The sequence below is a fragment of the Kocuria sp. GQ42 genome (assembly GCF_059758435.1).
Genome location: NZ_JCAXEN010000001.1, coordinates 380,514 through 393,737 on the forward strand (window position 1 = coordinate 380,514; position 13,224 = coordinate 393,737).

Annotated in this window: 13 protein-coding genes; 4 read left to right on the forward strand and 9 right to left on the reverse strand. The window is 74.3% G+C overall.

The window, feature by feature from the left end:
* Nucleotides 1–108 precede the first annotated feature (108 nt).
* Together AC6CH6_RS01780 and AC6CH6_RS01785 are read left to right on the forward strand one after the other, a co-directional pair.
* Nucleotides 109–780 (forward strand): hypothetical protein, encoded by a 672-nt coding sequence (locus AC6CH6_RS01780; protein ID WP_133411324.1) that lies wholly within the window; start codon nt 109–111, stop codon nt 778–780.
* 37 nt (nt 781–817) lie between these two features.
* Nucleotides 818–1,171 carry a twin-arginine translocase TatA/TatE family subunit gene (locus AC6CH6_RS01785; RefSeq protein WP_017833419.1) on the forward strand — a complete coding sequence of 118 codons (354 nt, stop codon included), beginning with the start codon at nt 818–820 and terminating at the stop codon, nt 1,169–1,171.
* A 33-nt stretch (nt 1,172–1,204) separates the two neighbouring features.
* Here AC6CH6_RS01785 and AC6CH6_RS01790 read toward each other — a convergent pair whose 3' ends face one another.
* Genes AC6CH6_RS01790 through AC6CH6_RS01800 form a run of 3 tightly spaced genes read right to left on the reverse strand, consistent with a single transcriptional unit; the run spans nt 1,205 to nt 4,308 of the window.
* Entirely contained in the window at nt 1,205–2,392 is a 1,188-nt protein-coding gene (locus AC6CH6_RS01790) for an Mrp/NBP35 family ATP-binding protein (RefSeq protein WP_498253822.1), read from the reverse strand.
* On the reverse strand, nt 2,385–3,014 hold the full coding sequence (locus tag AC6CH6_RS01795) for a DUF1003 domain-containing protein (protein WP_498253823.1): 630 nt from the start codon (nt 3,012–3,014) through the stop codon (nt 2,385–2,387). Before AC6CH6_RS01795 ends, AC6CH6_RS01790 begins: the two co-directional genes overlap by 8 nt.
* Entirely contained in the window at nt 3,007–4,308 is a 1,302-nt protein-coding gene (locus tag AC6CH6_RS01800) for a magnesium transporter MgtE N-terminal domain-containing protein (RefSeq protein ID WP_368811491.1), read from the reverse strand. The genes AC6CH6_RS01795 and AC6CH6_RS01800 overlap by 8 nt, the downstream gene beginning before the upstream one ends.
* 106 nt (nt 4,309–4,414) lie before the next feature.
* Between AC6CH6_RS01800 and AC6CH6_RS01805 the strand changes: the two genes are divergently transcribed.
* On the forward strand, nt 4,415–5,347 hold the full coding sequence (locus AC6CH6_RS01805) for a YflT domain-containing protein (protein ID WP_498253824.1): 933 nt from the start codon (nt 4,415–4,417) through the stop codon (nt 5,345–5,347).
* Nucleotides 5,348–5,365: 18 nt separating this feature from the next.
* Here AC6CH6_RS01805 and AC6CH6_RS01810 read toward each other — a convergent pair whose 3' ends face one another.
* Nucleotides 5,366–6,940 carry an aminopeptidase P family protein gene (locus tag AC6CH6_RS01810; RefSeq protein ID WP_498253825.1) on the reverse strand — a complete coding sequence of 525 codons (1,575 nt, stop codon included), beginning with the start codon at nt 6,938–6,940 and terminating at the stop codon, nt 5,366–5,368.
* Between the two features lie 81 nt (nt 6,941–7,021).
* On the opposite strand from AC6CH6_RS01810, the gene AC6CH6_RS01815 reads away from it, so the two are divergent.
* The gene (locus AC6CH6_RS01815) at nt 7,022–7,873 is read left to right on the forward strand and encodes a PHP domain-containing protein (protein ID WP_498253826.1); all 852 of its coding nucleotides are present in this window, start codon (nt 7,022–7,024) and stop codon (nt 7,871–7,873) included.
* Between the two features lie 30 nt (nt 7,874–7,903).
* Here the strand turns inward: AC6CH6_RS01815 and AC6CH6_RS01820 are convergent, their stop codons facing one another.
* The 5 genes from AC6CH6_RS01820 to AC6CH6_RS01840 all read right to left on the reverse strand — a co-directional run bounded on the left by AC6CH6_RS01820 (nt 7,904) and on the right by AC6CH6_RS01840 (nt 13,117).
* Nucleotides 7,904–8,761 carry a DNA-methyltransferase gene (locus AC6CH6_RS01820; protein WP_017833427.1) on the reverse strand — a complete coding sequence of 286 codons (858 nt, stop codon included), beginning with the start codon at nt 8,759–8,761 and terminating at the stop codon, nt 7,904–7,906.
* The gene (locus AC6CH6_RS01825; protein ID WP_498253827.1) at nt 8,758–10,488 is read right to left on the reverse strand and encodes a DEAD/DEAH box helicase; all 1,731 of its coding nucleotides are present in this window, start codon (nt 10,486–10,488) and stop codon (nt 8,758–8,760) included. Before AC6CH6_RS01825 ends, AC6CH6_RS01820 begins: the two co-directional genes overlap by 4 nt.
* A 346-nt stretch (nt 10,489–10,834) precedes the next feature.
* On the reverse strand, nt 10,835–11,071 hold the full coding sequence (locus tag AC6CH6_RS01830; RefSeq protein WP_498253828.1) for a DUF3107 domain-containing protein: 237 nt from the start codon (nt 11,069–11,071) through the stop codon (nt 10,835–10,837).
* A gap of 52 nt (nt 11,072–11,123) precedes the next feature.
* Complete coding sequence (locus AC6CH6_RS01835; RefSeq protein ID WP_017833430.1) at nt 11,124–11,741, reverse strand: TetR/AcrR family transcriptional regulator; 618 nt, start codon at nt 11,739–11,741, stop codon at nt 11,124–11,126.
* A 50-nt stretch (nt 11,742–11,791) separates the two neighbouring features.
* Complete coding sequence (locus tag AC6CH6_RS01840; protein WP_498253829.1) at nt 11,792–13,117, reverse strand: glutamyl-tRNA reductase; 1,326 nt, start codon at nt 13,115–13,117, stop codon at nt 11,792–11,794.
* Nucleotides 13,118–13,224: the final 107 nt, after the last annotated feature.

The following is a 13,224-nucleotide window of genomic DNA, read 5'->3' on the forward strand; positions in this document are numbered from 1 at the left end:
CTCCTCACGGAGCTGTCCGTGCACCCGCTCCCGACGCCGACCGCGGCTCGGGGCCGGGCACGGGCCCACCCGGAGCGCGCCGCCCCGACCACCGCACGAGGAGGACCGATGCCCCGCCCGGACCGCACCGCGCCGGCTCGCCCAAGCAGCGCGGTGCCCGTGGCCGCGGCCACCGTGAGCGCGGTGCTCACCCTCGTCCTGGGCTCCGGCTACGCGGTCGGGCGCACGGTCGTGATGCAGTCCGCGCACAGCGCCGAGGAACGGGTGCCGGTCTCGGCCTGGAACGGCACCCACGGAGTGCTGCACGCGGACGAGGTGTCCGCGGACCTGCTGCGCACGGAGGGCTGGACGCTGCCCACCCTGGCCGCGGACGGCTACCGGGTGGGCTCGATGACCCGCGGCACCCTGTCCGGGCACCCGGTCGTGGCCGTCAGGCTGCACCGCGGCGAGGACGAGGTCGTCGTGGTGGAGCAGCGCGGGGGGATCGACCGCGAGAATCCCATGGACGGGCTGACCGGGCTGCCCGTGAGCGCCGAGGGCCTCGAGCGCGTCGCCGTGGAGGGCGTCCCGCTGTGGGTGGACGCCGGGCCGCCGTGGCGGGCGGTGCTCGTCGGGGACGAGGTCGTCTACACCGTCTCGGGGGACTCCGGACCGTCCGCGATGGCCCACACCGTGGGCCTCGTCGTGGCCGACGAGCGGGGGCGCGTGGTGGAGCCGTCCCCGGGGGACCCCGGCGTCGTCGAAACCGTGCTGGTCGGCCTGCGCGAGATCTTCGGCTGACCGGCCACCGGCTCCCGGACTGGTAAAATCACTTCCTGTGCTCGGCATCAACGGCGGCGAAGCGATCATCCTGGTGCTCCTGGCCCTGTTCATCATCGGGCCGGAGCGGCTGCCGGAGTACGCGGAGAAGCTCAAGGAGCTGGTCAAGGCCGCCAAGCGCTACGCGACCGGCGCCACCGAGGAGCTCAAGGAGACCCTCGGGCCGGAGATTGCCGACGTCGACTGGCGCAGGCTCGACCCCCGCCAGTACGACCCCCGCACCATCGTGCGCCAGGCCCTCCTGGAGGACGACGAGCCGGCGGCGCCCGCCGCACCCCGGCCGCGCCCCGGCCCGGTGCTGACCCGCCTGGCCCCCGGCGAACGGGCCCCCTTCGACACCGAGGCCACCTGAGCCGGCCCCCGCACCCGCGGGGCCGGCGGTGCGTCAGCGCGGCCCCAGGCCCAGCGGCCGTCCGGCGAGCCCGCGCGGGCGGGCGCCCATCGCGTCGGCGACCGCGCGCAGGGCGACCGCAGCGGGCGAGCCCGGCGCGGACCACACCACCGGACGGCCGGCGTCCCCGCCCTCGCGCAGGGCGACGTCGAGGGGCACGGCGCCCAGCAGCGGCACGTCGTAGCCCAGCCGCCGGGTCAGGGACTCTGAGATCCGGGTGCCCCCGCCGGCGCCGAAGAGCTCGAGCACGCTGCCGTCCGGCATCGGCATGCCCGCCATGTTCTCCACCACCCCGGCCACCCTCTGGCCGGTCTGCACCGCGAGCGCCCCGGAGCGCTCGGCGACCTCGACCGCCGCCTGCTGGGGCGTGGAGACCACGAGCACCTCCGCGGAGGGCAGCAGCTGGGCCACGGAGATCGCGATGTCGCCCGTGCCCGGCGGGAGGTCGAGGAACAGGTGGTCCAGGTCGCCGAAGTGCACGTCCGTGAGGAACTGCTCCACGGCGCGGTGCAGCATCGGCCCGCGCCAGGCCACCGGCTGGTCCGGGTCCACGAACATCCCGATCGAGATGACCTTGAGCACCCCGGGGCGCCCGGAGTCCTCCCGCGCCTCCTCGGGGACGTCCACGACGGGGGGCAGGATCATGTCCCCCACCTGCGTGGGCGCCCGGTCGATGCCGAGCAGCCCGGGCACGGAGAACCCGTGGACGTCGGCGTCCACGATGCCGACCGACCGGCCGCGCGCGGCGAGCGCGGCGGCGAGGTTCACGGTGACCGTCGACTTGCCGACACCGCCCTTGCCGCTGGTCACCGCGTGCACCCGCGTCAGGGAGGACGGGTCGTTGAAGGGGACGGTCCGGGTGTGGCCCACCCGGTCCTTCAGCGCGGTGCGCTGCTCGGGGGTCATCACCCCGATCTCGACGTCCACGGTGCGCACCCCGGCCACGGTCCCCACGGCGTCCCGGACGTCCCGCTCGATGGTCGAGCGGAGGGGGCAGCCGCTGATGGTCAGCAGCACGTGCACCGCGGCGTGGCCGGCGGCGTCGAGGCGGGCGGAGCGGATCATCCCCAGCTCGGTCACGGGCCGGCGCAGCTCCGGGTCGAGCACGCGGTCGAGCGCCGCGCGCAGGGCGGGGTCGAGGGTCTCGGGGGTGAGGACGTCGTCGGGGCGGGGCTCAGGCACGGGGGATCCCTCGGGTCTCGGGGGCGGTGGGGCGGTCGGGGTTGCGGCTCCTGCGCCGGGGCCCCCGCCGCGGCGGGGCCCCCGGCTCGTCGGCGTCCGGGGCGTCGTCCTGGGACTCCAGGATCTCCTCGAGCACCGAGCGCAGCTCCGAGCGCACGAAGTCGCGGGTGGCGACGTCGCGCAGCGCGATCCGCAGCGAGGCGATCTCCCGGGTCAGGTACTCGGTGTCGGCGAGGTTCTGCTGCGCCCGGCGGCGGTCCTCCTCCTGGGTCACCCGGTCCCGGTCGTCCTGCCGGTTCTGCGCCAGCAGCAGCAGGGGCGCCGCGTAGGAGGCCTGCAGTGACAGCATCAGCGTGAGCAGCGTGAAGTTGAGGTCCTTCGAGTCGAACTGCAGCTCCCGGGGGGCGATGGTGTTCCAGCCCAGCCACAGGGCCACGAACACCGTCATCCACAGCAGGAACTGCGGGGTGCCCATGAACCGGGCGAAGCCCTCGGTCATCCGCCCGAAGGCGTCGGGGTTCGGCCGGAACCGGTCCAGCAGTCCGGGCCGGTGCTCGCGCGGCTGGTCGAGGGCGTTGCCGCGGGTGGCGACGCGGGGGCGCCGGGGCTCGCGCTCACTCATACCGCTTGCCCACCTTCCGGATCGGGGTCCCGTCGTCGGCGGTGCGCCAGTCCTCGGGCAGCAGGGCGTCGAGGACGTCGTCGATCGTGATCGCCCCGACCACCCGGTCGTGGTCGTTGACCACCGGGATGATCGTGAGGTCGTAGGTCGCGAGCTCGCGCGCGACGTCCTGCAGGGAGGCGAGGTCGGAGACCGGCTCGAACGAGCGGTCGATGAGGTTGCCCACCGCCTCGGGCGGGGGATACCGCAGCAGCTTCTGGGTGTGCACCATGCCGAGGTACTTGCCGGTGGGCGTCTCCAGGGGCGGGCGGGAGACGATCACGGCCGCCGCCACCGCGGGGCTGAGCTCCTCCTGGCGGATGTGCGCGAGCGCCTCGGCCACCGTGGCCTCCGGCGGCAGGATGATCGGCACGGGGGTCATGAGCGAGCCGGCCGTGCCCTCCTCGTACTCCAGCAGGCGCCGGACGTCCTCGGCGTCCTCGGGCTGCATCCGCGCGAGCAGCTCCTCGGCCTGGGCCTCGGGCAGCTCGTTGAGCAGGTCGGCGGCGTCGTCGGGCTCCATCTCCTCGAGCACCGTGGCCGCGCGGTCCGGCTCCATGTTGGTGAGGATGTAGACCTGGTCCTCCTCCGGGAGCTCCTCGAGGACGTCGGCGAGCCGGTCGTCCTGGAGCTCGTGGGCGATCTCGAGCATGCGTTTGGCCGACATGTCGTGGAGCTCGTCCGCGAGGTCGGCGGGCTGCTGCTCCTCGTGGGAGGCGACCCACTGGGTGGCCGGCTGGTGGCCCGCGGCGGAGGGGTCCCCCGCGTCCTCCCAGTCGATGATCAGCGTCTCGTTGCGGCGGCGCATCAGGCCCCCGCCGGTGCCGGTGCGGCGCACGAAGAGCTGGGTGATCAGCCAGTCCCCGGTGTTGCGCTTGCGCTCCATCGCCATGTCCTCGACCGTGGCGGAGCCGGAGCCGTCGCGCAGCACCACGGTCCGGTCGAAGACCTCGCCGACGGCGAGGGTCTCCGCGCCGCGCTGCTCGAAGCGGCGCAGGTTCACGAGCCCCGTGCTGATGATCTTCTCCGCGTCGATGCTGGTCACGCGGGTCATCGGCACGAACACCCGCTTCTTGCCGAGGACCTCCACCACGAGGCCGACCACGAGGGGCCGGCGGGAGGAGCGGCCGTACCGGGAACTGCCGCGCATGAGCACGACGACGTCGCGCAACCGCCCCAGACGGTCCCCCAGGGGGTCGAACACGTCGAGGCCGATCAGGCGCGCGATGAAGATCTTGTCGATGTGGCTGCTCACCGTACAAGACTACCCACCGGCTCCCCGGGCCCCCTCCCGGGGCCGGGGCCCGGGGCACGGCCCGGGTCGGAGCGCGGCGGGGGAGCGGATGGGGGAGAATGGGGGCATGAGCTCGCCACGGTCCCTGCCCCCCGCCAGTCCCGCCGTCCGCGGTCTGCCCCGCGGGGAGGTGATCGGGCGCTACGCCACGTACGCCGACGCGCAGAAGGCCGTGGACCACCTGGCGGACGAGCAGTTCGAGGTGGACCGGATCGCGATCGTCGGCAACGACCTGAAGTCCGTGGAGCAGGTGACCGGCCGGCTGAGCTACCCGAAGGTCGCGGGCCAGGGCGCGCTCAACGGCATGGTCTTCGGCGCGTTCCTCGGGATGATCCTGTCGCTGCTGGGCGGGGAGCAGTGGCTGTCCACGCTGCTCGTGTCGGTGCTGATGGGCGGGGCCTTCTGGATGCTGCTCGCCACCATCACCTACGCCATGCAGCGCGGGAAGCGGGACTTCACCTCGACCAACCAGATCGTCGCCACGTCCTACGACGTCGTGGCCGCCCCCGAGGTCGCCCAGCGCGCCCAGCAGGTGCTCCAGGGGCTGCGCGGGCTGCAGAGCCTGCCGCGGACGGCTCCCGCGCCGCGGCCCGCTCCGCAGCAGGGCCAGCAGCAGGGCCCCCCGCAGGGGATGCGGCAGGGCCCCCCGCAGCCCGGGACGCCGGGGCGGCCCCCGGCGGGGGCCCCGTGGCAGCGGCCCTCCCACGGCGCCGCCCCGGAGCCGGCCGGCGGACCCGCGGGTCCCGCGCCGGCGGTCCCCGGGGCGGGCCAGGGCGAGCAGGCCGACGCGCCCGGCCGCTCCGCGATGTTCCAGGACCTGCCCGACGGCCGGCCCCAGTACGGCATCAGGCTCCCCGCCGGGGAGCCCGAGGGGGACGCCGCCGGACAGGGCACCTCCGGACAGGGCACCACCGGGCAGGGCACCTCCGGTCGAGACGCGGCCCCGGACCGGTCCGGGCCGCCGGCCGGCGGGAGCACGTCCACCGACGCCTCCCGCTGACGGCCGGCGGCCGCCGGCTCAGCTGGGGTCGACGCCCTCCCGGGCGTGCCACAGACCGGTCATCCACGCCTCGACCTCGTCCGGGGTGCGGGGCAGCCCGGACGAGAGATTGACGTTGCCGTCCTCGGTGATCAGGACGTCGTCCTCGATCCGCACGCCGATCCCGCGGTACTCCTCCGGCACCGCGAGGTCCTCCGCCTTGAAGTAGAGGCCGGGCTCGATGGTGAACACCATGCCGGGCTCGATGACCCCGTCCACGTACAGCTTCCGCTTGGCCTGCGCGCAGTCGTGCACGTCGAGGCCCAGGTGGTGGCTCGTGCCGTGCGGCATCCACCGCCGGTGGTGCTGGCCCGCCGCGGAGAGCGAGACCTCCGCGGGCACGGGCAACAGGCCCCAGCTCTCCAGCCGCCGGGCCAGGACCTCCATGGCGGCGGCGTGCACGTCCCGGAACCGGTTGCCGGGCACCGCGGCGTCGAACGCGGCGTCGGCGGCGTCCAGGACCGCCTGGTAGATCCGCCGCTGCACCTCCGAGTAGCGGCCGTTCACCGGCAGGGTGCGGGTGATGTCCGCGGTGTAGAGGGAGTCGGCCTCCACGCCCGCGTCCACGAGGATCAGCTCCCCGGGGATCACCCGCCCGGTGTTGCGGATCCAGTGCAGGACCGTGGCGTTGTTGCCGCACGCCGCGATGGTGTCGTAGCCGAGATCGTTGCCGTCCGTGCGGGCGCGGGCGAAGAAGGCGCCCTCGACCATGCGCTCGCCGCGGTGGCGGTGGCCCGCGGCGGCCGGCAGCACGTGCACGATGTCGGTGAAGCCCGCAATGGTCGCGTCCACGGCCTCGCGCAGCTGCCCGACCTCGTGGGCGTCCTTGACGAGCCGCAGCTCCGAGAGCGCCTCGGCGAGCTCGCCGTCGAGGGCGTCCGAGGACTCGAGGTCCACCCCGGTGTTGATCCGGGAGGTGTCCACCAGGGCGTCGACGTTCAGGTCCACCTCGCGCACGAGCCGGACCCGCAGGCCGCCCAGGGCGGTGGGCCCGGCGTTCTTGGTGACCGCGTCCTCGAGGCCCCCGAGGTCCCGGGTGCGCAGCCCGTAGGCGGACCCCAGCTCCTCGAGGGTGGGACGGGGACCCACCCAGAACTCGCCGTTCTTGGCGTCGGCGTAGAACTCCTTCGAGTCCCGGCCGGCCATGGGGTGGAAGTACAGGGTGGCCTCGTGGTGGCCCCCGCCGTCGCCAGCGCCCTCCTGGACGGGCTCGAGCACCAGCACGGCGTCGGGCTCGTGGTCCACGCCCAGACCCGTGAGGTGCGCGAACGCGGAGTGCGGCCGGAAGCGGTAGTCGGTGTCGTTGGAGCGGACCTTGAGCGGCCCGGCGGGGAGCACGAGCCGCTCGCCGGGGAACCGCTCGGAGATCCGCCGGCGCCGCTCGGCGGCGAAGTCCGCGACCGGCGCCCGCTCCACCTCGGTGGGCTCCGCCTCCGCCCACTGGGACGCCATGAACTGCTGGAAGGCGGCGGAGTCGGGGCGCTGGGACCGGTTCTCGACCCGGTCCGAGAGCGGCTGCGTCGCGTCCTGGGGTGTGGTGCTGTGCTCTGTCATGATTCCTTTCCTCGCGTCGTCGGTCTCATCGTGCCACGGGAGGCGGCGGGCCGTCCGGCCCGGACCGGTATCGTGGAGCGGGTGAAGATCGACCTGCACACCCACTCGTCCGACTCCGACGGCACGGAGAGCCCGGCGGACGTGGCCCGCGCGGCGCACGCGGCGGGCCTGGACGTCTTCGCCCTCACCGACCACGACACCACGTCCGGGTGGCAGGCGGCCGGGGACGCCGCGGTGGCGCTCGGGGTCGCCTTCGTCCCGGGCATGGAGATCTCCTGCACCACCGAGGACGGGATCTCGGTGCACCTGCTGAGCTACCTGCACGACCCGCGGGAGCCGCGGCTGCTCGCCGAGATCGAGTCCTCCCGCTGCTCGCGGCGCACCCGGGCCGAGCGCATGGTCGAGCTGCTGTCCGAGGACTACCCGATCGACTGGGACGTGGTCCTGGACCACGTGCGCGAGGGCGCGACCGTGGGCCGCCCGCACATCGCCGACGCTCTCGTCACCGTGGGGGTCGTGGAGAACCGCACCGCCGCCTTCGCCTCGGTGCTGCACAGCCGCTCCCGCTACTACGTCCCCCACTACGCCCCGGACCCGGTGCACGCGGTGCGCCTCGTCCGGGCCGCCGGCGGCGTGCCCGTGTTCGCCCACCCGCTCGCCGCGGCCCGCGGCCGGGTGGTCGGCCCGGAGGTCTTCGAGGCCATGATCGACGCCGGCCTCGGCGGGCTCGAGGTCGCGCACCGGGACAACCCCGACGACGCCCGGGCCCGGCTCGTCCGGATGGCCTCCGAGCACGACCTGGTGGTCACGGGCTCGAGCGACTACCACGGGGCCGGCAAGCCCAACCGGCTGGGGGAGAACCTGACGTCCGTCCAGTCGCTCGTGCGGATCGAGGAGCAGGCCGGCTCCGGGGTCCCCGTGCGCTACCCCTGAGGCTCCCGCCGCCGCCGGGCGAACCCGTGCTCAGTCCCACACGGTCGCGCCCGGCAGGCGGGCGCGCATGACCTCGATCGCCTCCGGGTTGCGGTCCACGCACACGAACCGCCGGTCCAGCTGCCCGGCGGCGGCGCCGAGCGTCCCGGAGCCGGCGAAGAAGTCCAGGACCCAGTCCCCGGGGGCGGAGCTCGCGGCGACCATCCGCCGCACCAGGCCCACGGGCTTCTGCGTGGGGTAGCCGGTCTTCTCCCGGCCGGTGGGGGAGACGATGGTGTGCCACCACACGTCCGTGGGCAGCTTGCCCAGCCGCACCTTCTCCGGGGTCACCAGGCCCGGGGCCATGTACGGCTCCCGGTCCACCTCGGCGCTGTCGAACAGGTACCGCTCGGGGTCCTTGACGTACACCAGGACGTTGTCGTGCTTGGCGGGCCAGCGGCGGCGGGAGCGCCCGCCGTAGTCGTAGGCCCAGATGATCTCGTTGAGGAAGCACTCCCGCCCGAAGATCGCGTCCAGCATCACCTTCGCGTAGTGCACCTCCCGGTAGTCCAGGTGCAGGTACAGCGTCCCGTCGTCGGCCAGCACCCGCCACGCCTCCCGCAGACGGGGCTCCAGGAACCCCCAGTAGTCGGCGAACGCGTCGTCGTAGCTGCGCAGGGCCCCCAGCACGGTCGTGTAGGAGCGGCCGGCGAAGCCGGTGCGGTCGCCCTCCCCGGCGGCGGCCGGGGTCACCGTGGACTCCCGCCGCCGCTGGGTGCGGCCCGTGTTGAAGGGCGGGTCCACGTAGATCATGCGGAAGGCCCCGCCGGGCAGCCGCCGCAGGAGATCCAGGTTCTCCGCGGCGACCACCGCGTCGGGGCCCTCGGCGTCGAAGGCGAAGGGGCTCACTCGCCGGCGGTGCCGCTCTGCTCCGGCGAGGCCGCGCCGCTGCGGCGGCGCCGGCGGCGCCGGGTGGTGCCGTCCGAGGTGCGCTCCACCGAGGTCTCCCGGGGCGCCTCGGGAGCCGTCTCGCGCGTCGCCGCCCGGGGCGCCCGGGCGTCCTCGCGCGGAGCGGACGACGTCGCGGCGTCGTCGCGGCGGCCGCGACCGCCGCGGCCCTCACCGCGGCCGGAGCCGCCGCGGTCGCCGCGACCGGAGCCGCGCCCGTCGCCGCGCCCGTCGCCGCGCCCGTCGCCGCGGTCGCGCGAGCGCCCGTCCCGGCCCTCGCCGCGCGGGCCGCTCTTGCGCCCGCCGGGCTCGCCGAGGTCCTCGAGGACCTCGGCGCCGAGCCCCTCGTGGGTGCGCCTGGAGCGGGGGAGCCGGCCCTTGGTGCCCTTCGGGATGCTCAGCTCCTCGTACAGGTGCTCGGAGGAGGAGTAGGTCTCGCGGGGCTCGGGGATTCCGAGCTCCAGGGCCTTGTCGATCAGCCGCCAGCGCGGGATGTCGTCCCAGTCCACGAACGTCACGGCCGTGCCCTTGTTGCCCGCGCGGCCGGTGCGGCCGGTGCGGTGCAGGTAGGTCTTCTCGTCCTCGGGGCACTGGAAGTTGATGACGTGCGTGACGTCCTCGACGTCGATGCCGCGGGCGGCGACGTCCGTGGCCACGAGCACGTCGACCTTGTTGTTGCGGAACGCGCGCAGCGCCTGCTCGCGGGCGCCCTGGCCCAGGTCGCCGTGCAGCGGGGCGGCGGCGAAGCCGCGGGTGATCAGCTCGTCCGCGAGCTTGGCCGCGGCCCGCTTGGTCTTGGTGAACACGATCGTGCGCCCCCGGCCCTCGGCCTGCAGGATCCGGGCCACGACCTCGTCCTTGTCGAGGTGGTGCGCCCGGTAGACGACCTGGCGGATGTCCTTCTTGGTGGCGCCCTCGTCCGGCGCGGCGGCCCGGATGTGCATGGGCTTGGTCATGTAGCGGCGGGCCATCGCCACCACGGGCCCGGGCATCGTCGCGGAGAAGAGCATCGTCTGCCGGACCTCGGGCACGGCCGAGAGCAGCTTCTCGACGTCGGGCAGGAAGCCGAGGTCGAGCATCTCGTCGGCCTCGTCGAGCACCACGGCCCGCACCGCGGACAGGTCGAGGTGGCGCTGCCGGTTGAGGTCGATGAGCCGGCCGGGGGTGCCGACGACGACCTCGACGCCCGCCTGCAGCTGCTCGATCTGGGGCTCGTAGGCGCGGCCGCCGTAGATGGTGGCCACCCGGGCGTCGCGGGTCCGCGCGGCGGTGGCCAGGTCGTGGCCGACCTGGACGGCGAGCTCTCGGGTGGGCACCACGATGAGCGCCTGCGGGGCGCCCGGCTTCTTCAGCTGGTCCCACCCCGCGTCGCCGCGGCCCACGACGCGCTGCACCACGGGGATGCCGAAGCCGAGGGTCTTGCCCGTGCCGGTCTTGGCCTGCCCGATGATGTCCTGCCCGGACAGCGCCACCGGCAGGGTCATGGCCTGGATGGGGAAGGGGTGGACGATGCCCTCGGCGGCGAGGGAGTCCACGATGTCCTGGCGCACCCCGAACTCGGCGAAGTCCTGGGGCAGCGGCTCGGGGTGCTCGGTGGTCTCGACGACCACCGCGGGGGTGCCGTCGAGGACGGTCCCGTCGTCGGGCGCGGCGGCGTCCGGTGCGGTGTCGGTGATGTGGTCGGTCACGGTCGGTTTCCTTCGTTCGGGCACGCCCGCTGAAGGGAGGGGACCTCGGGGTCCGGCCTCCGGGCCGCCGTGCTGGCGGGCGTCGGGGGGCGTGCGTTGGGTGGAAGCCGATCGTGAGCGTGCGCCGCCTCGACCGGGCGGGCCACGGGAGCGTGGCGCCCGGGTCCGGTCCTGCGCGAGGCCGCCGTGGGGGCCTGTTCGCGGGGAGCGGGGGCGAGTAGGTGTCTGTCGTTCGTGGGATCGCGGGTACGACCGGTCATCCAGTGCACTCAACAGTGTAGCCCGACGACCGCGCACGCTCCGTGCGGTCGCCGGGCCGGGTCCGCCGTGCCGGGCGGACGGGGTCTCAGTCGTCCTTGGTGAAGGGGGTGAAGCCGACCGCCCGCTTCTGCTCCGCGCCGACGGCGGCGTAGCCGATGACGCCCGCGGGGACGACCGTCACGTTGCCCTTGGTGTCCGTCAGGGTCAGGGGGGACCCGGAGGACATGGCCGCGGTGATCAGCTCCACGGCCTCCGGCGCCTCGAGCGAGGAGTCGACGACGATCTCCCGGGCGACGTGCTGAACACCGATCTTGATTTCCATGGTTCCTCCTGGTCGGGGCTGCGGGATGCGTCCCGGCCAGTCTAGGAGGGCGCTACTGCCAGTCCTCGTCGATGATCGAGATTCCGCCCCAAGCTAAACGGAAGATCTGGCGCTGGGCCTCGGCCCGGCCGCCGGTGCCCGGGTTGCGGATCCAGTGCACCGCGGCGGTCTGCGCCATGCCGGTGAGGGAGCGGGAGACGAGCACGGCGTGCGGGTGGCTCAGCCCCGCGTTGGGCCCGAGGACCCCGGCGATCGAGTCCGCCACGGCGAGGTGGAAGCTCTCGAATCGCTCCGCGACCTCCGGGTCCGCCAGCAGGTCGGACTCGAAGATCAGCCGGTGGGCCTCCGGATTGGCCTCGACGAAGCCGAAGTAGACGTCCAGCATGGACTCGACCCGCTCGCGGTTGACGTCGCTGCCCTGCAGGGCCGTGACGAGTCCGAGCGAGAGCTCCTGCAGGTAGTGGTCCACGAGGGCGAGGTACAGCTCGCGCTTGCCGGGGAAGTGCTGATAGAGGACGGGCTTGCTCACCTGGGCGGCGTCGGCGATGTCGTCCATGGACGACCCGTGGTAGCCGTTCGAGGAGAACACGGTCAGCGCCGTCTCGAGCAGCTGCCGCCGGCGGGCCTCGCGCGGGAGGCGCGCCGGGCGGCCTCTCCTGGTCTCAGTCATGAACCGTTCCTCCTCAACCGGCCGGCGGCGCCGGCCGAACGAATGCTGCCCTACCCCGCGGCCTGGGACCGGGTGGCGGCCTCCGGCGGCGCCCCGGCCGCCGGTGGTGCGCTCTCCTCCGCGGCGGGCGCGGGGACCTCGATGCCGTACAGCGCCGCCAGACCGGTGATGTACTCGTCCTGCCGGCCCTGCGCGGCGAGCTCGCGCGCGCGGACGGTGGGGGTGTGCAGCAGGGAGCGGACCATGCGCCGCATCGCGAGCTCGATCTGCTCCTGGGCGGCCGTGCATCCGTGGTGGGAGGTGACCTTCTCGAGCTCGGCGTCCAGGACGGCCATGGTGTGCTTGCGCAGGGCGACGATCGCGGCGTCCATGTCCCGGGCCTCCTGGCTCGCGGCGAACTCCTGGGCGGCGCGCTCGACGATCCCGCTCGCGGCGTCGACGGACTCCCGGGTCTCGTCCGGGGCGGCCACGCGCACCGACTCGAGGGTGATGAGCTCGACGCCGGGCAGGTCCGCCACGGCGGGGTCGAAGTCGCGGGTCAGGGCCAGGTCGACCACGGTGCGGGACCCGGCGGGGAACGCGGCGGCGCCCATGGGGGCGGAGCCGCCGCTGCAGCCGATCACGACGTCGGCGCGCTCCAGGGCCGCGGCCAGCTCCGCGGTCCCCACCGGGGTGCCGCCGCGGTTCTCGGTGAACTGCTCCGCCCGGCCCGACGCCGAGTACACCTCGATGTCCGCGCAGCCGCGGTCGCGCAGGGCCGCCATGGTCGCCCCCGCGTAGGCGCCCGTGCCGAACACGAGGGCCCGGCGCGACGTCCAGGTGCCGGACGTGACGTCGTCGGCGAGGTCCAGGGCCACGGAGACGATGGATCGGCCGCGCTCGCCCAGGGCGGTCTGCGTGCCCACCTTGCGGGCGGTGCGGGCGGCCGCCTCGAACAGCCGCTGGAGCTTGCCGGAGACCGTCCCCGCCTGCTGGGCGTCGTTGAGGGCGCGCCGGACCTGCCCGGTGATCTCGCGCTCGCCCACCACGGCGGACTCCAGCCCGGAGACCACGGTGAAGAGGTGGCGTGCGGCGCCGGAGTCGGTGAACGCCCGCAGGGAGTCGGCCACGAACTCGGGGTCGAGCCCGGCGCGGGAGCCGATCTGCTCGGCGAGGTCGGCCAGGACCCGGTCCAGCACCGCCCCGGACGGGACGCCCGGCGTGTCCTCGAGCTCCCCGTAGATCTCCAGCCGGTTGCACGTCGAGAGGGTCACGGCGCCCCGGAGCGGGCCGCTGCGGACCATCTCCTCGGACAGCCCGAGCGCACCGGTGCTGAGACGCGCAACGGTGTTCAGATCGACGTTCTGATGGGAGGCGACGAGAGCGAAGAGGACCACAGTGCATTCATACTAGACGGTCACCCCGGATCCGCGCCTCGGTGACGTCCGAGAGGCCGCTCACGTCCGTCACCGACCGGCCCCTCCCGGACCCCGGTGACGCTGCG